Annotated in this window: 17 protein-coding genes; 16 read left to right on the forward strand and 1 reads right to left on the reverse strand. The window is 47.8% G+C overall.

All coding sequences use genetic code 11. The features are described from left to right. Positions 1-30: 30 nt before the first annotated feature. The gene (gene aroC, locus DW835_RS14470) at positions 31-1128 is read right to left on the reverse strand and encodes a chorismate synthase (protein WP_118731335.1); all 1098 of its coding nucleotides are present in this window, start codon (positions 1126-1128) and stop codon (positions 31-33) included. A gap of 338 nt (positions 1129-1466) precedes the next feature. On the opposite strand from aroC, the gene DW835_RS14475 reads away from it, so the two are divergent. The 16 genes from DW835_RS14475 (at position 1467) to DW835_RS14555 (ending at position 24005) form a co-directional block, all read left to right on the forward strand. Continuing rightward, positions 1467-2564 carry a M15 family metallopeptidase gene (locus DW835_RS14475; protein WP_117466906.1) on the forward strand — a complete coding sequence of 366 codons (1098 nt, stop codon included), beginning with the start codon at positions 1467-1469 and terminating at the stop codon, positions 2562-2564. Then, on the forward strand, positions 2548-3681 hold the full coding sequence (gene tgt, locus DW835_RS14480) for a tRNA guanosine(34) transglycosylase Tgt (protein ID WP_117466908.1): 1134 nt from the start codon (positions 2548-2550) through the stop codon (positions 3679-3681). The genes DW835_RS14475 and tgt overlap by 17 nt, the downstream gene beginning before the upstream one ends. Before the next feature lie 134 nt (positions 3682-3815). Further along, positions 3816-4139, forward strand: coding sequence for a preprotein translocase subunit YajC (gene yajC / locus DW835_RS14485; RefSeq protein WP_172594732.1), 324 nt, complete (start codon positions 3816-3818; stop codon positions 4137-4139). Positions 4140-4347: 208 nt separating this feature from the next. Beyond that, on the forward strand, positions 4348-5430 hold the full coding sequence (gene leuB / locus DW835_RS14490) for a 3-isopropylmalate dehydrogenase (RefSeq protein WP_117466910.1): 1083 nt from the start codon (positions 4348-4350) through the stop codon (positions 5428-5430). Between the two features lie 53 nt (positions 5431-5483). Next, positions 5484-7160 (forward strand): dihydroxy-acid dehydratase, encoded by a 1677-nt coding sequence (gene ilvD / locus DW835_RS14495; protein ID WP_118669468.1) that lies wholly within the window; start codon positions 5484-5486, stop codon positions 7158-7160. 31 nt (positions 7161-7191) lie between these two features. Continuing rightward, positions 7192-8871: a biosynthetic-type acetolactate synthase large subunit gene (gene ilvB, locus DW835_RS14500; RefSeq protein WP_022312208.1), complete on the forward strand. Its 1680-nt coding sequence runs from the start codon at positions 7192-7194 to the stop codon at positions 8869-8871. Beyond that, the gene (locus tag DW835_RS14505) at positions 8871-10280 is read left to right on the forward strand and encodes a L,D-transpeptidase family protein (RefSeq protein ID WP_118731336.1); all 1410 of its coding nucleotides are present in this window, start codon (positions 8871-8873) and stop codon (positions 10278-10280) included. The genes ilvB and DW835_RS14505 overlap by 1 nt, the downstream gene beginning before the upstream one ends. A 149-nt stretch (positions 10281-10429) precedes the next feature. Next, positions 10430-11512, forward strand: coding sequence for a 3-phosphoserine/phosphohydroxythreonine transaminase (gene serC / locus DW835_RS14510; protein WP_022153863.1), 1083 nt, complete (start codon positions 10430-10432; stop codon positions 11510-11512). An 11-nt stretch (positions 11513-11523) separates the two neighbouring features. Then, positions 11524-12687 carry a phosphoglycerate dehydrogenase gene (locus DW835_RS14515; RefSeq protein WP_117466916.1) on the forward strand — a complete coding sequence of 388 codons (1164 nt, stop codon included), beginning with the start codon at positions 11524-11526 and terminating at the stop codon, positions 12685-12687. A gap of 231 nt (positions 12688-12918) precedes the next feature. Continuing rightward, positions 12919-13692 carry a CehA/McbA family metallohydrolase gene (locus DW835_RS14520; protein WP_118731337.1) on the forward strand — a complete coding sequence of 258 codons (774 nt, stop codon included), beginning with the start codon at positions 12919-12921 and terminating at the stop codon, positions 13690-13692. Between the two features lie 432 nt (positions 13693-14124). After that, positions 14125-16425, forward strand: a complete 2301-nt coding sequence (locus tag DW835_RS14530) for an extracellular solute-binding protein (RefSeq protein WP_118731338.1) — start codon at positions 14125-14127, stop codon at positions 16423-16425. 160 nt (positions 16426-16585) lie between these two features. After that, complete coding sequence (locus tag DW835_RS14535) at positions 16586-17356, forward strand: sugar ABC transporter permease (protein ID WP_243037198.1); 771 nt, start codon at positions 16586-16588, stop codon at positions 17354-17356. Next, the gene (locus DW835_RS14540; protein ID WP_117466922.1) at positions 17356-18333 is read left to right on the forward strand and encodes a carbohydrate ABC transporter permease; all 978 of its coding nucleotides are present in this window, start codon (positions 17356-17358) and stop codon (positions 18331-18333) included. The genes DW835_RS14535 and DW835_RS14540 overlap by 1 nt, the downstream gene beginning before the upstream one ends. Positions 18334-18416: 83 nt before the next feature. After that, positions 18417-20135 carry an HlyD family efflux transporter periplasmic adaptor subunit gene (locus DW835_RS14545; protein ID WP_117466924.1) on the forward strand — a complete coding sequence of 573 codons (1719 nt, stop codon included), beginning with the start codon at positions 18417-18419 and terminating at the stop codon, positions 20133-20135. A 50-nt stretch (positions 20136-20185) separates the two neighbouring features. Further along, on the forward strand, positions 20186-21466 hold the full coding sequence (locus DW835_RS14550; protein WP_117466926.1) for an ABC transporter permease: 1281 nt from the start codon (positions 20186-20188) through the stop codon (positions 21464-21466). 34 nt (positions 21467-21500) lie between these two features. Then, on the forward strand, positions 21501-24005 hold the full coding sequence (locus tag DW835_RS14555; protein ID WP_118731339.1) for an extracellular solute-binding protein: 2505 nt from the start codon (positions 21501-21503) through the stop codon (positions 24003-24005). Positions 24006-24034: the final 29 nt, after the last annotated feature.

Below are 24034 nucleotides of genomic sequence, written 5' to 3' on the forward strand. Positions count from 1 at the left end.
GCGCGGCTCATTGCTCGCGTAACTTTCCATTTACCGATAAAATTCCACCAGAGAATCCAGCTTTGCGGACATATTCATCATCATGGCATCCAGGACGGTGATGGCGGTCATGCATTCCATGACGACTACAGCTCTGGGGACGATGATGGGATCGTGGCGGCCGCGGATGGTAAGCTCTGTATTTTCACCGGAGCAGTTCACAGTCTGCTGGGGGCGGAAGATGGAAGGAGTGGGCTTCACGTAAGCTCGGATGAGTAAGGGGCTGCCATCACTCATGCCACCTAAAGTTCCGCCGGAATGATTGCTGGTCTTGACAACTTTACCGTTCTCCATGCGGAAGGGATCGTTGTTCTCGCTGCCGGTATGGCGGGCTGCTTCGGCACCGTCACCAAGCTCCACAGCCTTGACGGCACCGATGGACATAATGGCCTTCGCCAGATTGGCATCCAGTTTCTCAAAAACAGGGTCTCCGATTCCGGCGGGAAGACCTTCCACGAGGCATTCCATGCAGCCACCAACGGAATCGCAGTTTTCTCTGGCCTGGTGCAGATAAGCACAGGCCTTTTCGTCAGCCTCTGCATCCGGCATGGCAGTAATGGTGGAACGGGCAGTGTCCCGGTTATATTTTGCAGAATCCGCATCGATGGGGCCGATGGAACGGGTATAGGCGAATACGGTAATACCCATCTGTTCCAGAATCTTTGCAGCAATAGCTCCGGCCGCCACACGCCCGATGGTCTCACGCCCGGAAGAACGGCCACCACCCCGATAATCCCGAAAACCGTATTTGGCATCAAAGCAGTAATCTGCATGGCCGGGACGGTAATTCTCTGCAATCTCGCTGTAATCTGCGGAGATCTGGGAGGTATTGCAGACCATCAGGGAGATGGGAGTACCGGTGGTCTTTCCGTCAAAGACACCGGACAGAATCTCCACCTGATCGGCTTCTTTACGTTGTGTAGTGATAGCACTGGTGCCGGGTTTACGGCGATCCAGATATTTCTGAATATCTTCTTCGGAGAGAGGAAGTCCGGCGGGACAGCCGTCCACGACGACACCCAGTGCCTTTCCGTGGGATTCTCCCCAGGTAGTGATCTTGAAAATGTTACCAAATGTTGAACCGGCCATGACAGTTCTCCTTTTTCCACTGTTCAGAACCTCACCCATGCATTCGCAAAAGCGCACGATGAATTGTGCGTTCTGGTTGCTGCACAGTTAATTTTGCTCATTTATGGAGCGGTGACTCTATTCGAGTCACCTTACGAACCATAAAACTGCTATTTACATGCAAGCATGACATATCAGTTTTAACGATCCTTAGAGGTCAGAATAGTTACTTTTTATCATAAATTATACGCAATTACTGAAAAAATCGCAACTTTTTTATAGAAAAAGGATGCAACACAAAACAAAATATGCTATCATATGACATAAGTACTAACGGGAAGTAAAAGGTCGACACGGGAATGGAAAAAACTACGGAAGAAAAAGCCAGAGCGAAACTTCTGAAATTTGGCAGAAAGAACAAATGGAACAGAGCGGTAGCAGTGCCGCTGCTGTTTTTTGTGATGTCTTTTTTTCATATCCGGAATTATTGTCACAACAACGGAAAGCGTTTTGCAGTGATGCTCGGTACCTTTTTCCTGTTTGCGGTTTATAGCAGCTTTTCTTTTCCGGCTTTTATCACCGAGGATACCGGAACGGATTATGAACTGAAAAATACCGACACCCAGAACATCTCTCTGGCAGAGGAAAAGGAACCGGATATGGCAGGTCTGGAACTTTTGGAGGATGAGGATGTGTTGGAACAGTCGGATTACAACAGCACTTCCCATGGGTATGCACTGGTGGATAAGTATGACGCTTCCGATATTCTGCAGGCGTCCGAGGCTATTGTGAGCGAGAATGCGGATGCTGAGAAGACCGGAGAAGACGGCAGTGTGACAGAAGACGATAACGCAGAGCAGGAGGAATTCCGTTCCGATGACTGGCGTCTGGTTCTGATCAACAAACAGAATTCCATTCCGGATGATTATACGTTCCAGCTAGGTACCATCAAAGGAAAGATGCAGTGCGACAAGAGAATTCTGGAAGATCTGCTGGCTATGCTGGAAGCGGCGGAAGAGGACGGTGTGAATCTGACCATCTGCTCTCCATACCGGGATCTGGAATATCAACAGATGTTGTTTAACCGCAAGATCGAGCGCTATATGAAGCGTGGTATGTCCTATATGGAGGCGTATCAGCTGTCCAGTCAGGCGGTGACCGTACCGGGAGCCAGTGAGCATCAGATCGGTCTGGCACTGGACATTGTCTGCAACGACTATATGTCGCTGGACGAAGGCTTTGGAGATACGAAAGCAGGAAAATGGCTGGCAACCAACAGCTGTCGTTTTGGCTTTATTTTACGATACCCTGAAGGCAAGGAAAACATCACGGGAATCGAATATGAACCCTGGCATTTTCGTTATGTGGGCAAGGCCGCAGCAACGGTAATCATGGAACAGGGAATCTCGTTAGAAGAATTCTGGGAGGAATATGTAGAAGATGTATCGATTGATTAAACAGGAAGGACGTGCCAAGAGAGGCGAATTTACCACTGTACACGGCGTGATCCAGACACCTGTATTTATGAATGTGGGAACTGTGGCTGCCATCAAGGGCGCTGTGTCCACAGCAGACTTAGAGCAGATCGGGACCCAGGTGGAACTGTCCAATACCTATCATTTACACGTAAGACCGGGAGACCAGATCATCAAGCAGATGGGCGGCCTTCATAAATTTATGTCCTGGAACAAACCGATCCTGACGGATTCCGGTGGATTTCAGGTATTTTCTCTGGCGGGGCTGCGCAAAATCAAGGAAGAGGGCGTAACTTTCCGCTCTCATATCGACGGACACAAGATTTTCATGGGTCCGGAGGAGAGCATGCAGATCCAGTCCAATCTGGGATCTACCATTGCCATGGCTTTTGACGAGTGTGCCCCCAGTAAGGCAGACCGGATGTATGTACAAAATTCCGTGGAACGTACCACCAGATGGCTGCAGAGATGTCAGGCGGAGATGAAGCGCCTGAACAGTTTAGAGGATACGGTGAACCCACACCAGCTGTTATTCGGCATCAATCAGGGTGCTATCTATGAAGATATCCGTATCGAGCATGCCAAGCGGATCGCTGAGATGGATCTGGACGGTTATGCGGTCGGCGGTCTGGCAGTTGGAGAGACCCATGAGGAAATGTACCACATTCTGGATGAGGTGGTACCTTATCTCCCGGTGAAAAAGCCAACCTACCTTATGGGTGTAGGTACCCCGGCTAATATTCTGGAGGGTGTAGAACGTGGTGTTGATTTCTTCGACTGTGTATATCCGACGAGAAACGGACGCCATGGACATTTATATACCAACCATGGAAAGATTAATCTGTTTAATGCCAAATACGAACTGGATGGCAGACCCATCGAAGAGGGCTGCAACTGTCCTGCCTGCCAGAGATACTCCAGAGCTTATATCCGTCATCTGTTAAAGGCGAAAGAGATGCTGGGTATGCGTCTTTGTGTACTCCACAATCTGTATTTTTATAATACTATGATGACGGAGATCCGTGATGCCTTGGATGCAGGCCGTTTTGCAGAATATAAAAAACAGAAGCTGGATTCCATGGCAACACCGTTGGAATAAGCTGCAACTGTCGGAGTTTAGAGGAATTTCATACAATTTTATACAAAAATACTTGCCCCTTAAGCTATTTTTGTGTATCATACTTACTTGTACAGAAAGTTTTACAGGCGTAACACGCCGGAATGGAGGAACAAATGGGTATTTTATTAACTGAGTCAGAGGCTGCTGCAGCAGGTTCCGGAACCAGCATGATCGTTATGCTTCTTGTATATGCAGTATTGATCGGTGCAATGTGGTTTTTCTTCATGAGACCGCAGAAGAAGGAACAGAAGAGAGTAGCTGCAATGCTGTCCAACTTAGAGACAGGTGACTGCGTTCTGACCACTTCCGGTTTCTATGGTATCGTGATCGATATTACCGATGATACTGTGATCGTAGAATTCGGTAACAACAAGAACTGCCGTATCCCTATGGAAAAATCTGCCATCAGCAAGGTAGAGAAGCCCGGCGAGAACTAAGAAAAAGTGAAAAAGGAGCAATGCCAGAAGATGGTGTTGCTTCTTTTTTATATCTATGAAATCCAAACAAAGTTGATCTATTTTAATGTATGAATTTGCATTTATGTTAATTTTCAATGTTGAAATTTAGTACTGTATCAGTTATTATGAAATAAGTATTTTACGTAAAAATACAGGAAATATCACAGGAAACGAGGAAAATAACACTATGGAGTTACATATTACCTGTATTCCCGGCGATGGCATCGGACCGGAGATCGTCAGGGAGACGAAAAAAGTTTTAGACAAAGTTGCGCATAAATATGGTCATAAAATGATCTATAAGGATATTTTAATGGGTGGAGCCTCTATTGATGTCCACGGTGTACCTCTGACCGAGGAAGCGATTGCGTATGCCAAAGCGGCAGATGCGGTGCTGATGGGATCCATTGGCGGCAACACTACTACCTCTCCCTGGTACAAGCTTCCTCCCGAGAAGCGTCCCGAGGCGGGACTGCTGGCACTGCGTAAAGCATTGAATCTGTTTGCTAATTTAAGACCCGCAGTACTTTACGATGAACTGGCAGCAGCGTGCCCTCTGAAAGAGGAGATCAGCAAAGCCGGATTTGACATGCTGATCATGAGAGAGCTGACCGGCGGACTTTACTTCGGTGAGCGTAAGACTATCGAAGAGAACGGTGTGAGAAAAGCTATTGATACCCTGACCTACGATGAGAACGAGATCCGTCGAATTGCTATCAAAGGTTTTGATATTGCCAGAAAGCGGAAAAAGAAAGTTACCAGCGTGGATAAAGCCAATGTCCTGGATTCCTCCAGATTGTGGAGAAAGGTCGTGGAAGAGGTCGCGAAGGATTATCCTGACGTTACTTTGGAACATATGCTGGTAGACAATTGTGCCATGCAGCTGGTGAAGGATCCCGCACAGTTTGATGTGATCCTGACAGAGAATATGTTCGGAGATATCCTGTCCGATGAGGCAAGTATGGTGACCGGTTCCATCGGAATGTTAGCCAGTGCCAGCTTGAACGATACAAAGTTCGGTCTCTACGAGCCCAGCCACGGTTCCGCTCCGGACATTGCCGGTAAAGATATTGCAAACCCTATCGCCACTGTTTTAAGCGCGGCTATGATGCTTCGTTACAGCTTTGACCTGGATGAAGAAGCAGATGCCATCGAGGCAGCGGTGAAGAAAGTATTGCAGGACGGCTTCCGCACCGGCGATATCATGTCTGAGGGCTGCACGCGGGTAGGCTGTACCGAGATGGGCGACCTTCTGGCAGAAAGAATCTGACAACAATTAAGCGGTTACATTTGCGAATAGAGAAGAGAAAGAGAGACAAAGATATGAGAAGTGATTCTGTAAAGACAGGAACTGCCCAGGCACCCCACAGAAGTCTGTTCAATGCCCTGGGATTTACCGAAGAAGAGAGAAGACGCCCCATGATCGGTATCGTCAGCTCCTTCAATGAGATCGTACCCGGACATATGAATCTGGATAAGATCACCGAAGCTGTAAAAATGGGCGTAGCCATGGCAGGTGGTATGCCGGTAGTATTCCCCGCCATCGCTGTATGCGACGGTATTGCCATGGGACATGTGGGAATGAAATATTCCCTTGTGACCAGGGATCTGATTGCCGACAGCACCGAGTGCATGGCTATGGCACACGGATTTGACGGTCTGGTGTGTATTCCCAACTGTGACAAGAACGTTCCCGGACTTTTGATGGCGGCAGCCAGAGTGAATATTCCTACGATCTTCGTATCCGGCGGTCCCATGTTAGCCGGACATGTACACGGACAGAAGAGAAGCTTATCCTCTATGTTCGAGGCAGTGGGAAGTGTGGCAGCCGGTACCATGACTATGGATGAACTGGCTGAATTCGAGGAAAAGGTATGTCCTACCTGCGGTTCCTGCTCCGGTATGTACACCGCGAACTCCATGAACTGCCTGACCGAGGCTATCGGTATGGGACTGAGAGGCAACGGCACCATTCCTGCCGTATATTCCGAGCGTATCCGTCTGGCAAAACATGCCGGCATGAAGATCATGGAACTGGTAGAGAAAAATATCCGTCCCAGAGACATTATGACACCGGAAGCATTCCAGAATGCACTGACGGTAGATATGGCGCTGGGCTGCTCCACGAATACTATGCTGCATCTGCCCGCTATTGCAAGAGAAGCCGACGTGGAACTGAATCTGGAGATCGCCAACGAGATCTCCGCCAAGACTCCGAACCTGTGCCACCTGGCACCGGCGGGCCCTACTTATATGGAAGATCTGAATGAAGCAGGCGGTGTCTATGCGGTAATGAACGAATTGTCCAAGAGGGGACTTTTGAATCTCGATTGTCTGACAGCAAACGGCACTACCGTAGGCGAGAATATTAAGAATTGTGTAAACAAGAATCCGGAAGTCATCCGTCCTGTGGAAAATCCTTACTCCCAGACCGGAGGTATCGCTGTACTGAAGGGGAATCTGGCACCGGACAGCGGCGTGGTCAAGAGATCTGCCGTGGCACCGGAGATGTTGGTACACGAGGGCCCTGCCAGAGTATTCGACTGTGAAGAGGATGCTATTGATGCCATTAAGTCCGGCAGAATCGTGGCAGGTGACGTAGTGGTAATCCGTTACGAAGGCCCCAAGGGAGGCCCCGGCATGCGTGAGATGCTGAATCCTACTTCTGCCATCGCAGGAATGGGACTGGGTTCCAGCGTGGCACTGATCACGGATGGACGTTTTTCAGGAGCATCCAGAGGAGCATCCATCGGACATGTATCCCCTGAGGCAGCAGTGGGCGGCCCGATCGCACTGGTGGAAGAGGGAGACATCATCCGTATCAATATCCCGGAGAACAAGCTGGATGTACTGGTATCTGACGAAGAACTGGCAGCGAGAAGAGCAAAATGGCAGCCCAGAGAACCCAAGATCACCACAGGCTATCTGGCAAGATATCATGAACTGGTGACCAGCGGCAACCGTGGTGCGGTACTGGAAGCACCTTCTCAGAAGAACTAAGCAATCATTAAATAACCGGAGGGATTTTGAAATGCAGTTAACGGGATCGGAAATTCTGGTAGAATGTCTGAAGGAGCAGGGGGTAGATACCGTATTCGGTTACCCCGGCGGAGCAATCCTTAATATTTATGACGCACTTTATAAGCACAGTGGGGAGATCAAACATATTCTGACTTCCCATGAACAGGGGGCGGCACATGCGGCGGACGGCTATGCGAGAGCTACGGGAAAAGTAGGTGTCTGCATGGCTACCAGCGGTCCCGGCGCCACGAATCTAGTCACTGGTATTGCTACGGCTTACATGGATTCTGTACCGATGGTAGCAATCACCGCCAACGTTACCTTGCCTTTACTCGGTAAGGACAGCTTCCAGGAGGTGGATATCGCCGGCGTGACCATGCCTATTACGAAGCATGGCTATATTGTGAAAAATGTGGAGATCCTGGCAGATACCATCCGCAAGGCATTCCATATTGCCAGAAGCGGCAGACCGGGCCCTGTGCTGATCGATATTACGAAGGATGTGACTGCGGCAACCTGCGAGTATACACCTGTGACCATTCAGCCGGAGGAAAGAGTGACCCGCTACACCAGAGAAGAACTGATGCTGGTAGCGGAAATGATACATAAGGCAAAGAAGCCGTATATCTATCTGGGCGGCGGTGCTATTATCTCCGGAGCAAGTGCGGAGGTGGCAGAGTTCGCAGAACTTATCGATGCACCGGTATGCGATACCCTGATGGGAAAAGGCGCTTTTGACGGCAGAAGCGAGCGCTATACAGGAATGATCGGTATGCACGGCACCAAGACTTCCAATCTGGGCGTCAGTGAGTGTGACCTGTTAGTAGCACTGGGAGCCAGATTCTCAGACCGTGTGACGGGTAACCCGAAGAAGTTCGCAGAGAACGCAAGAATCATCCAACTGGATGTGGATGCTGCGGAGATCAACAAGAATATCCGTGTGGATGCATCTCTGGTAGGAGATCTGAAGAAGACTCTGACCGAATTGAATGCCTGCCTGTCGAAACAGGAACATCCGGAGTGGATGGCGCATATAATGGAACTGAAGGAAAAATATCCCCTGAAATACGATGACGAAAATCTGTCCTGTCCTTATATCATGCAGGAGATTGACCGTGTAACGAACGGAGAAGCCATCATCACCACAGACGTGGGACAGCATCAGATGTGGGCGGCACAGTATTATCATTATACGAAGCCCCGTACCTTCCTGTCTTCCGGAGGATTAGGTACCATGGGTTACGGTCTGGGAGCCTGCATCGGTGCGCAGATCGGACAGCCGGATAAGGTCTGCATCAACATTGCAGGCGACGGATGTTTCCGCATGAACATGAACGAACTGGCTACTGCCAGCCGTTACAACATTCCCATCATCCAGGTGGTCATTAACAACCAGGTGCTGGGCATGGTAAGACAGTGGCAGACACTGTTCTATGGAAAACGCTATTCCCAGACAGTACTGAAGGATAAGGTGGATTTCTGCAAGGTGGCAGAAGGACTGGGCTGTACCGCCATCCGCGTGACCAAAAAGGAAGAAGTGGCACCGGCCATCGAGAAGGCCATTGCCCTGAAAGCACCGGTACTGATCGAGTGCATGATCCCGGAGGATGATAAGGTATTCCCCATGGTTCCGGCAGGAGCCCCCATCAGCGAAGTGTTTGACGGAGATGATTTGAAAAGGCAGTCCTGATGAAAAAGACGACGAAAAGATTAGTTTTGGCAGTACTTTTATTTTTGCTGATATTACTGACCGGATATTTTATTCTGGCATTTTATTACAGAGAAGGCTTCTCTGTAAATACCTGGATCAACGGTGTCTACTGTACCGGAAAAACGGTGGAGGAAGTGAATTCGGAGCTTCTGTTGCGTACAGAGGCTCCGAATATTGTCATCGTGGACAGAGAGGGGACAGAGTATACAATCTCTCTTGCGGAAGCAGATTATCAGGCAGATTACAGTAACGTACTGGAACATTACCGGCAGGAACAGAATCCGTTCCTGTGGGTGGACAATGTTCTGTTTCACTCCCGGAGGGAACTTTCTCCCACAGTGACCGTGGATGTGGATGGGCTTCGGAGAGCTTATGATTCTCTGGAATTTGTACGGGCCGAACAACAGAAGAACAAGGATTACAGCCTTGCCCGGGATACGTCGGGCGAGTACGTCTTCACGGATGGACTTGCGGGACGCATTGACTTGGAGAAGGCTTTTTTGGCGTTGGAGAACACAGTAGAAAACGGGCAGGAGACGTTAAACCTGTCAGATAGTGGCTGTTATTATGACATCACTCCAAATGAGAACCAGAAAACTCTGCGGAATCTCTGGAAGGAGATTGAACGTTATCAGAGCTGTGATATTGTCTATTGCTTTGGACAGGAGAGACATCCGGTGACGGCAGCGGACTGTGCCTCTTTTCTGGTGACGGAGAATGGTCTGCCGGTGACGGATCAGACCGGTAACTTTGTACTGGATGAAGAAGCCGTGACGGCGTATGTAGAGCAACTGGCCGAAAAGTATGACGGTTATGGCCGTACCAGACAATTCCACAGTACCAGAGGAGATGTGATCACCATCGAGGGCGGCACCTATGGAAGCAAGCTGGATCAGAAAAAAGAGACTGCATACCTGATGGAGCATCTGCTGGATGCCGGTGTACATACGGGGACACAGCAGTCCCATGTTCCCACTTACGAGAGAGAAGCTTTCTGCTATGGCAGGGATGACATCGGAGATACCTATATCGAAGTGGATATGACACAACAGAAAATGTACTATTATGAAAAGGGGGAACTGCGGCTGGAGACGGATGTGGTGACCGGCAACATGCGCAGACGTATGGGAACACCGGAGGGGGTGAATTTCGTCTATAACAAGCAGAAGGACAGAGTACTGCGGGGACCGGGCTATGCCTCCCCTGTGAAATTCTGGGTACCTGTAAAGGGCAGCATCGGTATCCACGATGCCAGCTGGAGAAAAGAGTTCGGCGGGGACATCTACCAGACTGCCGGTTCCCATGGCTGTATCAATACACCGAAGGACAAAATGGAAGAATTGTACGACATGGTACAGATCGGTACCCCTGTCGTAATGTTTTATTAATAAAACAGACATTTTCTGACAAAATGTGTGCGGGATGCGAACATTTTGAAAATAATTTAACAATGTAGTTGACTAAAGCAAATGAAAAGCTTATTCTATACCTATGCTTTTTATAAAAAATTTAGAAAATATCGAGGAGGTCTTTGAAAATGGCAAGAGTGTATAACTTTTCCGCAGGCCCTGCAGTACTCCCTGAGGAGGTATTGCAGGAAGCAGCCGATGAAATGCTGGATTATAGAGGAACCGGCATGTCCGTAATGGAGATGAGCCATCGATCTAAAGCCTATGATACGATCATTAAGGAAGCGGAAGCTGATCTCAGAGAACTGATGAATATCCCGGACAACTATAAGGTACTGTTTTTGCAGGGCGGTGCGAGCCAGCAGTTTGCCATGATCCCCATGAACCTGATGAAGAACCGTGTGGCAGACTACATCGTAACCGGTCAGTGGGCGAAGAAGGCATATCAGGAGGCTTCCCTGTACGGCAAGGCAAATAAGATCGCTTCTTCTGAGGATAAGACCTTCTCTTATATTCCCGATTGCTCCGATCTGCCCATCAGCGAGGATGCCGATTACGTGTACATATGCGAGAATAATACCATCTACGGTACGAAATTCAAGACCCTGCCCAATACCAAGGGTAAGCCTCTGGTTGCAGATGTATCCAGCTGCTTTTTATCCGAGCCGGTAGATGTGACAAAATACGGTGTGATCTATGGCGGCGTACAGAAAAATATCGGACCTGCAGGTGTGGTTATCGTGATCATCCGTGAGGACCTGATCACTGAGGATGTGCTTCCCGGTACACCGACCATGCTTCGTTATAAGATCCATGCAGATGCGGATTCTCTGTACAATACGCCTCCCGCATATGGCATCTACATCTGCGGCAAGGTATTTAAATGGCTGAAGAAGATGGGCGGTCTGGAAGCAATGAAGGAGCGCAATGAGAAAAAGGCGAAGATCCTGTATGACTACCTGGATGAAAGCAAGCTGTTCAAAGGAACCGTCCGCAAGGAAGACAGATCCCTGATGAATGTTCCGTTCATTACCGGTAATGAGGAGTTAGATGCCAAATTCGTCAAAGAGGCGAAGGAGGCAGGCTTCGAGAACCTGAAAGGTCACAGAACCGTAGGCGGCATGAGAGCAAGTATCTACAATGCGATGCCCATCGAAGGTGTGGAGAAGCTGGTAGAGTTCATGAAGAAGTTTGAAGCGGAGAACGCTTAAGGGGGAGAAAAATGTTTCAGATCAATTGCCTGAATCCCATTTCCAAAGTGGGACTGGATCGTCTGACAGCAGACTATAAAGTAATCGATAATATGAATGACGCAGAGGGCGTTCTGGTCCGCAGTGCTTCCATGCATGAGCTGGATCTGCCGGAAAATCTGCTGGCAGTAGCGAGAGCCGGTGCCGGAGTCAACAACATTCCTCTGGATAAATGTGCCCAAAAGGGTATCGTAGTATTCAATACTCCCGGTGCCAACGCCAATGGTGTAAAGGAACTGGTGATCGCTGGTATGCTGTTAGCTGCCCGTGATGTAGTAGGCGGTATCGAATGGGTCAAGGCATCCAAAGACAACGCTGACATTGCCAAAGCCGCAGAAAAAGAAAAGAAGAAATTCGCCGGTACGGAAGTAATGGGCAAAAAGTTAGGTGTCATCGGTCTGGGCGCTATCGGCGTTAAGGTGGCCAATACAGCAGTAAGCCTCGGTATGGAGGTCTATGGCTATGATCCTTATGTATCTGTCAATGCTGCATGGAACTTAAGCCGTTCTGTCAAGCATGTGACGAATGTGGAAGAAATTTATGCAGATTGTGATTACATTACGATACATGTACCGCTTCTGGATTCCACAAAGGGTATGATCAACAAGGAAGCTATCAGCAAAATGAAAGATGGCGTTGTTCTGTTAAACTTTGCAAGAGATCTGCTGGCAAATGAGGCAGATGTTCTGGAGGCATTAAAGAGTGGCAAGGTAGCCCGTTATGTATCTGATTTCCCGAATCCTACGACAGCAGGACAGCCCAGCTGTATCGTGATCCCTCATCTGGGCGCAAGCACCGAGGAATCCGAGGATAACTGTGCGAAGATGGCTGTGGAAGAACTGATGGATTATCTGGAGAACGGCAATATTCGCAACAGCGTAAATTATCCTGCCTGCGATATGGGCGTATGCAGTCAGGCCGGAAGAATTGCAATTTTCCATAAAAATATTGCCAATATGTTGAATCAGTTTACCGCAGTGATCGGTGAGAAGAACATCAATATCTCCGATATGACCAATAAATCCCGCGGTGAAGTGGCATATACCATGCTGGATATTGAAAATGCGGCAACACAGGATCTGGTAGAATCCTTACAGAAGATCGACGGTGTCTTCCGCGTACGTGTGGTAAAGTAAGACATTTGTCTGAATAGCAGAAAAATATGCAGGCATCGGCTATAAAAGGCCGGTGCCTGCTTTACGTTTCCGGTGTAATGCCAAAAACAGCGGAAATAGTGGTAAAATCAGTGTAAAATGTCAGAAACTTACAGACATTTTTTCGTAAAAGCGTTGTATGATATGAGGGAATCTGTTATACTTGGCATGGACCAAAGACGTAAGCCATAAGAGAAAGAAGGAACAAAACAGATGAAATTTGATATGCATTGTCATACAAAAGAAGGATCTATGGATGGAAAGGTTCCTATTGACGATTTTATTGCGGAATTGATCCGCAAGGGTTTTAACGGTATGCTGGTCAGTGATCATAATTCTTATAATGGTTACCGCACGTGGAAACGAAATATAAAAGATCAAAAATTTAAAGATTTTGTGGTATTGAAGGGGATTGAATACGATACCATTGATGCAGGACATATTCTGGTGATCATGCCGGAGACCATTAAGCTGAAAATTCTGGAGCTTCGTGGATTGCCGGTGCAGATCCTGATCGATATCGTGCATAAGAACGGTGGAATATTAGGGCCGGCACATCCCTGCGGAGAGAAATATTTAAGCTTCACCAATACCCTGAAGAAGCGGAATCAGATGGCGGTGATGAATCAGTTTGATTTTCTGGAAGGCTTCAATGCCTGTGAGAGTGTAGAGAGCAACCATTGCGCAAAGGTACTGGCGGAAATGTACGCACTGCCAACCTTCGGTGGAAGCGATGCTCACAAAACGGACTGTATCGGTATGGCGTATACCGATATACCAGAGAAGATCAGTTGTGAATCCGATTTGATCCGGGCAGTGAAGCTGGGAGAAGGGATCAAATGCGGAGGCTCCTATTACCGCGGCACTACCAAGGAGAAAATCGGAAAAGCCAATAATATTCTGGTACAGTCCTTCTGGTTCTATAACAGACTGGGAAGCCTGTACCGGCATCACAGAAGAAAAGAGGAAATGCATAAGATGGTATAGGTCCCCTGGACCTATACTTTTTTTATACACATCGTAATGTGATGTCGGGGTCACCCCCCCCGACTTTGAAGCCTACGGATTGTTCCGTGCTACGCACTCCCACTTCTCCGCTCCGCTTCGGTCCGTGCTAAACATGTGCCACTGGCACATAGCACCCTACCCTCTATTCGCATATCGTGGGATTATCATCCCGCTTTTATGCTCATATCGGGGCGGGTCATAAGGTCTTTCACCCATTTATGAGCAAGCTCATGTGGGCTTAGACCTTTTGACCCTGGCATCGTAATCTAAGTTCATAAATTCTTAAGATGCTTTTACTATAGAAATAGGGTATAATATGCATAAATAAGTAAGCAATATGGAATGTTCCGTAGAACTTGCTTTCAGGGGAAGAGCGTAAGGCGCTACCTGTAATTAAGAGGAGAGAAATATATGAGAAAAAATTTAAGGGGCAGAAAAGCAACCGCGATCGCACTGGCATCCGTTATGGCAATGTCGCTTGCAGCCTGCGGCAGGCAGGATGGATCGAATCAGGTGGGACAGACAGAACAGAAGGAATATGTATATGTTCCCGAATACCTGGAGTTGGATGATAATACGAATTCCAGCTACAGCAACATGACAGTACAGGGAGATAAGCTGTATTATACAAATTACCAATGGGATGAAGCTTCCGGTGAGAGCAAGGTCGTGCTTGGAGCTTATTCGCTGACAGACGGTTCCCGGGAGGATCTGCCGATCACCATTAATGCTGACGGCGGTGGAATCTATTCCATGCAGGCAGATGCGGAAGGTAATATTTATACTGCGGAATTTGAGTGGAATGCCACAGAAGGTGATGACGCTTATACACAGCAGACGACTGTGTTGCACAAGTACGATGCATCCGGTACGGAGCTGGTGACACAGGATATCACGGATATCATGCAGCAGGATGAGAACAACTCCTATGTGGGCAGCATGTGCCTGGACGACCAGGGCAGATTTTATATCAGCTCTGATTCATTGATCCGGCTGTTTGGCAGTGACGGACAATTTCAGGGAGCTGTGCAGACGGACAGCCAGTGGATCCAGGGCATGGGAAAGGCAAAAGACGGCAAGGTATACCTGGCTTATTATGACCAATCCGGCAATGTGAAGCTATCCCAGATCGACTTTGACGGCAAGGCATTGGGACAGACATATGATAACTTCCCGAACACGAACGGCAACGGAGGATTATGTGCCGGAATAGAAAATGATCTCCTGGTGAATACGGATACTGCCCTGTATGATTATAGTCTCGCAGACCAGAAGACTACCGAAGTACTGAGCTGGCTGGACAGTGATATTAACGGCAGTTATGTTACCTATGCCGCAGCCACCGCAGACGGTAAGATCCTGGCAGTGGTCAATGACTGGAACACAGGGGAAACTGACCTGGTGAAGCTGACCAGAACCAAGGCCAGTGAGGTAGCACAGAAGTCCCAGATCACGATCGGAACCCTGTATACCTCCCAGAGCCTTCAGGCAGCAGCCGTAGCCTTCAACAAGCAGAGTAATGAATATCATGTCAATATTAAAACATATATCGATGATAATAACTGGACCGAAACTTCCTGGGCGGATGGCATTACAGCCATGAACAATGATATTACCTCCGGAGCCGGGTGCCCGGATATCTTGGATCTGTCCAACCTGGATGTCAAGGAACTGGCTTCCAAGGGTGTATTCGAGGATATGACACCTTATCTGGAGAAGAGCAGTGTATTAAGCAAGGACGATTTCTTTGAAAATATTGTAGACAGTTATACCTTTGACGGAAAACTGGTGGGAATTCCGAAGAGCTTCACCTTAAACACGATCGTCGGCAAGACCTCCGAAGTAGGTGATAAGAAGGGCTGGACCATTGACGATATTATAGCCTATGCAGGCCAGCACGAAGGTGCTTCCCTGTTTGAGGGCATGACCAAGAGCGGTATGCTGTACACACTGTTAGCCTATGATCTGGACAGCTATATTGACTGGGAGACGGGAAAGTGCAGCTTTGATTCGGAAGATTTCCAGAAAGTACTGGAATTTGTCAATACCTTCCCTGAAGAGTATGATTGGCAGAATGATGACAGATCTACACCGGCGAAGATCCAGTCCGGTGAAGTACTGTTGAATATGACAGGCATCTATCAGCTGAACAGTATTCAGGAGGAGGAAGCTATGTTCGGTGAGCCGGTAACCTATATCGGATATCCTACCTCCGGCGGTGGCAGCGGTACTTATATGCAGGCCAGTGAGCTGTATGCGATTACCGCCAAATCTTCCAACAAGGACGGCGCATGGGCATTTATTGAGAACTACCTGAATCAGCCGTTTGATGATCTATATTCCTATGGACTTCCCGCCAGAAAGTCTGCACTGGATGATATGGTGGAGAAGGCACTGAATGTGACATATATGACAGATGAAAACGGTGAGCAGATCCTGGATGAGAACGGGAATCCGATTCCGGAGGACGGTACTTCCGGCATCAGTTACGGAGACTGGGAGTACACCTATCACACTCCTACCGAGGAAGAAATCAATATTCTGAAGGAGCTGATCAGTGTGGCTGAACCTTCCAGTGCAACCGGTAATGATGAGATCACCAATATCATCACGGAGGAAGCGGAAGCATTCTTCAAAGGTCAGAAGTCCGTAGCGGATGTGGCAGGTGTCATTCAGAGCCGTGTACAGGTCTATGTGAATGAAAACAGATAAAGGAAAGGCTTAAAATATCGTGAGCAGACAGCATGTGAAACATACGCGTAAGCATCACAAATTAGATAGAAGAATGCGAAAACTCAAGAGGAGCTCGGGGCTTTTTATAGCCCCCAGCTTCCTTGGAGTTCTTGCGTTCTTTTTTCTACCCTTTCTGGTTGTGATCTTTTATTCCCTGGTGGACAATCCCATCAGTATGAATTTTGTCTTTTTAGACAACTTTAGAAATGTAGTGCAGAATGCCGCTTTCCGTACAGCGGTACATAATACTGCTGTGTTCTCGGCCATTGCCGTACCGCTGGCAGTGGTATTGTCCCTGCTGCTTGCCATTGTATTGGAATCCAAACTTCCGTTCCGGAGCCAGTTCCGTACGTTTTTCTTAAGCCCCATGATGGTACCGGTAGCCTCCATCGTGTTGATCTGGCAGGTATTGTTTCATTATAACGGTGCAGTCAATGATCTGCTGGGAGTCTTCGGCATAGAGAAGATTGACTGGCTGAAGTCCAGCTATTCCATCATTGTTATCGTAATCCTGTTTTTGTGGAAGAATCTTGGATATAATATGATCCTGTTCATGGCAGCCCTGGCCAGCATTCCCAATGAGCTGCTGGAGGTGGCGAGGTTGGAGAGCGCAACACCGCTGCAGACCTTTTTTTACATCAAGATCCGGTATCTGTCCTCGACTTTTTTGTTTGTGACGATCATGTCCCTGATCAGCTCATTTAAGATCTTCCGTGAGATCTATCTGCTGACCACGGATTACCCTTATGACTCCATCTATATGCTGCAGCATTTCATGAACAATAAGTTCAAGAGTCTGGATTATCAGACGCTGTCTGCAGCGGCCATATTGATGTCCTTAGTCATGATTGTGATCATCGGACTTCTGTTCGCAGTGGAAAATCATTTCGGAAAGGATGTGGAAGGCTGATGGAGCAGAACAACACAGGTACACCGGCAAAAGCCCCATCCAGAAGACCTGCTTCGCAGGAGACGAAGAGGGCGGCCAGGTATAAACGCAGAAAAAAACTATTTGAAAATATCCGCATCAGCATAGCAACAGTGATCGCAGCCTTTTTTGCCATACTGTTCCTGATGCCGATCGTTCTGACGATCACCAATTCTTTCATGTCATCTTCGGAGATATCAGCGAATTATGGTTCGGTATTTGCCACGAATGATAAGGGCGGCAAGGTCTATATTTCCGAAAAAGTGAATTTGAAATTTATTCCGGATATTGTATCCTTCAGCCAGTATACTACGGTACTTTTGAAAAGCCCGGAATATCTGCTGAAATTCTGGAATTCCGTGATCCTGGTGGGACCGATCGTACTGTTTCAGCTGATCGTGGCATCGCTGGCGTCTTATGGATTCGCCAGGTACTCGGGGAAGCTGAGGTCATTGGTATTTTTTTCCTATGTGATATTGATGCTGATGCCGTATCAGGTAACGCTGGTACCCAATTATCTGGTGGCGGAAAAGCTGAATATATTAAATACGTACTGGGCCATCTGGCTGCCCGGGATCTTTTCACCCTTTGCAGTCTATCTGCTGACGAAGTTCATGAAGAGAATTCCTGTGGGGGTCATGGAGGCGGCACAGATTGACGGTGCCGGAGAGTGGCAGATCTATCGGCTGATCTGTATGCCATTGTGCAAAGGTGCGCTGTGTTCCGCAGCCATCCTTGTATTTATCGATTACTGGAATATGGTGGAGCAGCCGCTGATCTTGTTATCCGATGCGGAGATGCATCCCTTGTCCGTGTTCTTGAGCAAGATCAATTCCGGAGAGATCGGACTGGCATTCGCCGTGGCTACGATCTACATGGTGCCCAGTCTTCTGGTATTTCTCTACGGAGAAGAATATCTGGTAGACGGAATTACCTACCAGGGCGGTGTCAAAGGCTAGGATCACTGATTTTTTGAGGATATACCGGCATGGATCCGACTGCCGGAATACAGATAGAAAGTGAAGTATAGAGGAGAATCAAGATGAACGAGAACGGTGGAAAAAAGAGAAGAGAATGGGTTAAAAATGCAGCCATTATATTCTTGTCTGTAATGTTGGTGCTGACATTTTTTTCCAATACATTTATGAACTATTCCCTTCCGGAGGTTGCGGCACAATATGTACAGTCCGGCACCATCACGGCGAAGATCCGCGGAACCGGCACGGTGGAGAGTGGAGATCCCTATAATGTGAAGATAACGGAAACCCGTACCATCTCCAGTGTCCTGGTGAAGACCGGGGATAAGGTAGAGAAGGGAGCTCCCCTGCTGCTATTGGAAGATAAAGAAAGTAAAGAACTGACGGATGCACAGAAGGCCCTGGATGAAGCAAGACTTCAGTTTGAACTTGCAATGTTGGGAAAAGATATTACAAATAGCGTTTATAATAATGTGCAGAGCGGTAATGTTTCTTCCATGGCAACATATCAGAGCAGAATCGTAGCAGCGGAAGCAGAAATTAATAAATGGCAAAAACTGGTGGATGAAGCACAGAATGCTATCGATCAACTAAATACAGCACAGGCTAATGTGAAAGCGAGTGGAGATCCAGATACCAGTTCGGAGCAGGCAAAGGTGAATACAGCACAGGCAACATTGGACAGTGATGAAATCAAGATTGCTAAAGACGATATTACTAGGTGGCAAAATGAAAAGGCTGCTTGTGATGCGATTATTAAAAAATGGCATGAAGGAATTACGGAAACGGTATCGGGAAACGAGGTTATTGGAGTAGTATCGCAGGAAGAATTTGATGTCGCTACAGCAAATAGTGCCAGATATCAGGAATTAATTAATGAAAAACAGGCATTTATCAATAACAATCCGGATAAAGTAAAAGCGTATGAAGATAAGGTGAAAGCTTTATCGGATGCCCAAAAAGCACTTTCGGATAAGGGTAATAGTAAAGAAAATAGTTCTAATTCATTGGAAGTACAAAAAAATAACTGGGCAGCAGAATTGACTAAGCGTAAAGCTCAGTTGGATGTGGCGACAGCAACCAGAGACCAGCTTTTGACAGATATTTCTAATGAACTGAATTTGGATTATAAATTAGACGATTTGCAAAAACAGCGTGATGAGATCGCAAAATTGCAGGAGAATGCGGTAGGCGCCAGCATCGATGCCCCTATTTCGGGTACCATTACCAGTGTAACTGTCAAGGCAGGAGACGAGGCACAGCCGGATACTGCACTGGTGACCATGCAGCCGGAGGGTAAGGGCTTTACCATGAGCTTTTCCGTGACCAATGATCAGGCGAAGAGACTTTCCGTAGGAGATAAGGCAGACCTGGTGAACTCCTGGAGATACAGTAATATGGATATTACACTGGCCAGCATCAAGCCGGATACCACAGATCCCGGACAGAAGAAGCTGCTGACCTTTGATATCACCGGAGATGAAGTGACACCCGGACAGTCCTTAAATGTATCCGTGGGACAGAAGAGTGCCAATTACGATCTGATCGTACCCAACAGTGCCATCCGTGAGGACAGTAACGGTAAGTTTATCCTGATCGTGGAATCCAAGAGCAGCCCCTTAGGTAACCGTTATGTGGCGACCCGTGTGGATGTGGAGGTACTGGCAAGTGATGACACCCAGTCCGCAGTGAGCGGAGCTTTATATGGCTATGAATTTGTCATTACGACATCTACCCAGCCGGTAGAGGCAGGAAAGCTGGTCAGACTGGCAAATAATTCATAAAAGGTCTTTCAGACGGAAAATAATTTAACAGGAAGGAAGAAACAGATCAGATGTTTCGGATTCGAATACAGAATAAAAAGAAATGCATATGGTACTGCAGTGCAGTAGTATCCTTTCTTCTGTTCCTGCTTTTGCTGGGATGGACCAACCATCTGGCAAATACCCAGGATGCCCAGCAGATGGCCGGACGATGGAGTGAAAAAAAGGATGTGGCACAGATCAGCTGCTTTTTCTCCTCCAAAGCAGAAGTGACGGAGGATACCATTCAAAGCTTTGAATATTCATTGAAAAATGTGCTGCAGGAGGCCTCGATTACAGAGACCTCCGAGAATCCAAGTGCCAGACTCTGGGTGGATGCCTATAGCGCAGACGGTAAGATCACCCTGGTCAACGGGAAAAATACGCTGGATGCCAATGCCATCGGTATCGGCGGAGACTTTTTTATGTTCCATCCGTTAAAACTGATCACAGGCTCCTATTTTTCCGGTAACGATCTGATGCAGGACTATTGTATCATCGATCAGGATGCGGCCTGGCAGCTGTTCGGCTCCAATGATGTGGTGGGAATGACGGTATATATCGGCAATGTTCCCCATATCGTCACCGGTGTGGTACAGCGCCCGGACAGCAGAATGGATAAAGCAGCGGGACTGAATTCCACGGTGGTCTATGTGTCTTATGAGACACTGTCTGCTTATGGTACGAATAACGGAATCAACCATTACGAGATCGTGATGCCGAACCCTGTGGATGAGTTCGCCTACAGCAAAGTAAAAGAAGGAATCGGCATAGACGAGAAAAACGTTGAGATCGTGGAAAACAGCAGACGTTATTCCCTGCCCAACCGGATCAAAACAATCCTTGCCTTCGGAACGCGTTCCATGAACGGCAAAGCCATCATCTACCCCTACTGGGAGAATCTGGCGAGAGGCTATGAAGACATTATTGCATTACTGACAGTATTTATGCTGCTTCTGTCATTATATCCGGTAGTGACCGTTATCTGGTGCTTTGTACACTGGTGGCGTCATAAGGGCTGGACTTTGAAGGATGTATGGCATACCGGTAAGGATCAGGCAGAGCGGGCTGTGGAACGCCGCAGGGAGAAAAAGCACTCCCACAAGGAGAGGGATGTCCTGGAGGAACTGGAACGGGAGCTGGAGGAAGACCCTTATGCAGACAGTGAATTCTCCTGGCTGACGGATGAACCGGCGGAGGGAGCAGAGCCTGCGGATGCAGCTTCGGAAGAGCCGGAGAAAGCGCAGACAATGAACATGCAGACAGAGGAAACGCAGACACCTGAGGAGACAAAAGAGGAACAGCAGTCGTAAAACAACAGACACAGACAAGAAAAGGAGAGGGAGAATGAAAAAGAAAGGGAAAAAACGGATCAGTATCGCGTTGACCGTGGCAATGATCGCAGGTCTGACTGCCTGTGGAAAGGGTAACGGCGGGAACGGAAACAGTGGTAGCAGTGCGGCCGATTCCAGCCTTGCAAAACAGTATGTATTTAAGGAACAGGCACTGGATCTTAATATGGATTCAGACAATATGAATATTGATCTGTTGACCAGAAAAGGAGATACGGTTTACCTTCTGTTTGAGACCTATGAATATTTCGAGAATGGTAATCAGAGTCTGCTGCATCTTACTACAATGAAACCGGACGGTACCGTCATTGGCACCGTAGAACTGCCTATGTGGAAGGAAGGAGAGGCTCCGGCGACTCCGGCACCTGCACAGGGCGGTGAGACTTCCGGGGACGGAAATGAAGCAGTGCCTCTTACGGAGCAGGAGGTCAGCACACAGGATATTGCGGCAGCGGATATGGATGTGGTAGATGCACCGGCAGGGAACAGCAGTTATACATACACATCGCTTAACAATTGTACGGTCGGTTCGGATGGGAATGTTTACGGAATACGCAATTACTATAGTGAGACATATTCCGAAGACGATTACAGCAGTACGAATGATTATGCCTTGATCTGCTGGAGCGCAGATGGGACCATCGTATGGGAAGCTGATCTGAATGATATGAATACAGAAGAAAGCTATTCCTGGGTATATAGTATCATCCCCAATGAGGATGGAACCCTGACACTGCTGTTAAGCGGTGATAAAATAGAGAAATGCACTGTGACGCAAGAGGGTATCACAGACCGGAAGGATCTGCCGGAGGCAGTCGCAACACTTTTCAACAATGCAAGCTCGAATATCATTACGCCGGATGGCAAGGTGCAGATCATCTATTATGATGAGAGCAATTACACGGATATGTATATCGCAACCTATGATCCTGCAACAGATGCGGTATCAGAAGGAATAAAGTTTTCCTCGACACTGACCAACGGCGGTTATTATAATATGGTGCCCGGAGACGGTGACATCCTGTACTATGCCGATAGTAACGGCCTGTTCAGTTATAATGTGCAGACACAGGAATCGAAGCAGATCATGAGTTATATCAATTCGGATCTGGCTGCCGGCAGCCTGAACAATTTCCTGGTACTGGACGAGGAACAGTTCCTGGGCTTTTACTATGATAACACCGAAGGTAAAATGTGCGGAGGTCTGTTCACCCACGTGAAGCCGGAGGATATCAAGGACCGGATCGTCCTTACACTGGCCGGTAACTATATCGACTATGATCTGAAGAGAAAAGTAGTAGAGTATAATAAGTCCGGTGACACTTACCGTATTGTAGTCAAGGAATACAATACCTACAATACTTCAGAGGATTATACTCTCGGTGTGAAGCAGTTAAATAATGATATCATCTCCGGAGGAATGCCGGATATTCTGGTCGTGGACAGCAATATGTCAATGGACAGCTATATTGCCAAGGGACTGGTGGCAAATGTGGATGATCTCATTGCGGGGGATGAGGAATTATCGAAAAACGACTATCTGCAGAATGTCTGGGATGCGTACCGTGTGGACGGTAAACTGTACTATGTGATTCCTTCCTTCTATATCTCTACTATGGTAGGAAAAGAATCTATTTTCGGTGACCGCACCTCCATTACTATGGAAGAGCTGCAGACGATCCGGGATTCCATGCCGGAAGGAACCGCACTCTTCAGTGATATTACCAGAGACAGCTTCCTGTATACCATGATGAACTATTGCGGCAGTGATTTCGTGGATGTATCCACAGGAAAATGTGCATTTGATACGGATAATTTCGTGGCAATGCTGGCCTATGCAGGCGAGCTGCCGGTAGAATATGGAGAGGATTACTGGGGAGAGGATTACTGGAATAATTATGAATCCCAGTACCGCGAGGACAGAACCCTGCTGGATACCATTTCCATCAGCAACATCCGTGACCTGAACGGTACGATCAACGGTGTCTTCGGTGAGGATATCTCCTTTGTAGGCTTCCCGACCGATGGAGATATGGGATCTGTATTATGGGCAGGTAACTGGATGTATGCCCTGTCTGCAAAATCCAAGAATCTGGATGGTGCATGGGAATTCCTGCGCTACTATCTGACACAGGAATATCAGGATAAGATACAGGAACAGGAATACAATCTTCCGGTACTTCGCAGCACCTTTGAGAAGAATGTGCAGGATGCTACGAAGAAGCCGTACTATATGGATGAGAACGGCAACAAAGTGGAATACGATGAGACCTATTACATCAATGGGGAGGAAATACTGCTGCCGCAGCTGACACAGGAGCAGGTGGACAGGATCGTAAGCTTTGTGGAAAGCGTGAACAAGAGAGGATACTATAATGAGGCAATCTCCAATATCATTTCGGAAGAAGCCGGAGCATACTTCTCAGGACAGAAGAGTGCGAGAGATGTGGCAGGTGTCATTCAGAGCCGTGTACAGGTCTATGTAAACGAGAACAGATAAACGGAAGATAGCACTGCGTAGAGCAGAAT

The organism is Clostridium sp. AM34-9AC, assembly GCF_003480225.1.
GTDB lineage: Bacteria > Bacillota > Clostridia > Lachnospirales > Lachnospiraceae > Acetatifactor > Acetatifactor acetigignens.

What these genes read in the sequence shown, in the direction of transcription:
- DW835_RS14515 (WP_117466916.1), top strand. Translation starts at nt 11,524, where the DNA reads ATGTTTCAGATCAATTGCCTGAATCCCATTTCCAAAGTGGGACTGGAT.
- serC (WP_022153863.1), top strand. Translation starts at nt 10,430, where the DNA reads ATGGCAAGAGTGTATAACTTTTCCGCAGGCCCTGCAGTACTCCCTGAG.
- aroC (WP_118731335.1), bottom strand. Translation starts at nt 1,128, where the DNA reads ATGGCCGGTTCAACATTTGGTAACATTTTCAAGATCACTACCTGGGGA.
- leuB (WP_117466910.1), top strand. Translation starts at nt 4,348, where the DNA reads ATGGAGTTACATATTACCTGTATTCCCGGCGATGGCATCGGACCGGAG.
- DW835_RS14530 (WP_118731338.1), top strand. Translation starts at nt 14,125, where the DNA reads ATGAGAAAAAATTTAAGGGGCAGAAAAGCAACCGCGATCGCACTGGCA.
- tgt (WP_117466908.1), top strand. Translation starts at nt 2,548, where the DNA reads ATGTATCGATTGATTAAACAGGAAGGACGTGCCAAGAGAGGCGAATTT.
- DW835_RS14550 (WP_117466926.1), top strand. Translation starts at nt 20,186, where the DNA reads ATGTTTCGGATTCGAATACAGAATAAAAAGAAATGCATATGGTACTGC.
- yajC (WP_172594732.1), top strand. Translation starts at nt 3,816, where the DNA reads ATGGGTATTTTATTAACTGAGTCAGAGGCTGCTGCAGCAGGTTCCGGA.
- DW835_RS14475 (WP_117466906.1), top strand. Translation starts at nt 1,467, where the DNA reads ATGGAAAAAACTACGGAAGAAAAAGCCAGAGCGAAACTTCTGAAATTT.
- DW835_RS14520 (WP_118731337.1), top strand. Translation starts at nt 12,919, where the DNA reads ATGAAATTTGATATGCATTGTCATACAAAAGAAGGATCTATGGATGGA.
- DW835_RS14540 (WP_117466922.1), top strand. Translation starts at nt 17,356, where the DNA reads ATGGAGCAGAACAACACAGGTACACCGGCAAAAGCCCCATCCAGAAGA.
- ilvB (WP_022312208.1), top strand. Translation starts at nt 7,192, where the DNA reads ATGCAGTTAACGGGATCGGAAATTCTGGTAGAATGTCTGAAGGAGCAG.
- DW835_RS14505 (WP_118731336.1), top strand. Translation starts at nt 8,871, where the DNA reads ATGAAAAAGACGACGAAAAGATTAGTTTTGGCAGTACTTTTATTTTTG.
- DW835_RS14545 (WP_117466924.1), top strand. Translation starts at nt 18,417, where the DNA reads ATGAACGAGAACGGTGGAAAAAAGAGAAGAGAATGGGTTAAAAATGCA.
- DW835_RS14555 (WP_118731339.1), top strand. Translation starts at nt 21,501, where the DNA reads ATGAAAAAGAAAGGGAAAAAACGGATCAGTATCGCGTTGACCGTGGCA.
- ilvD (WP_118669468.1), top strand. Translation starts at nt 5,484, where the DNA reads ATGAGAAGTGATTCTGTAAAGACAGGAACTGCCCAGGCACCCCACAGA.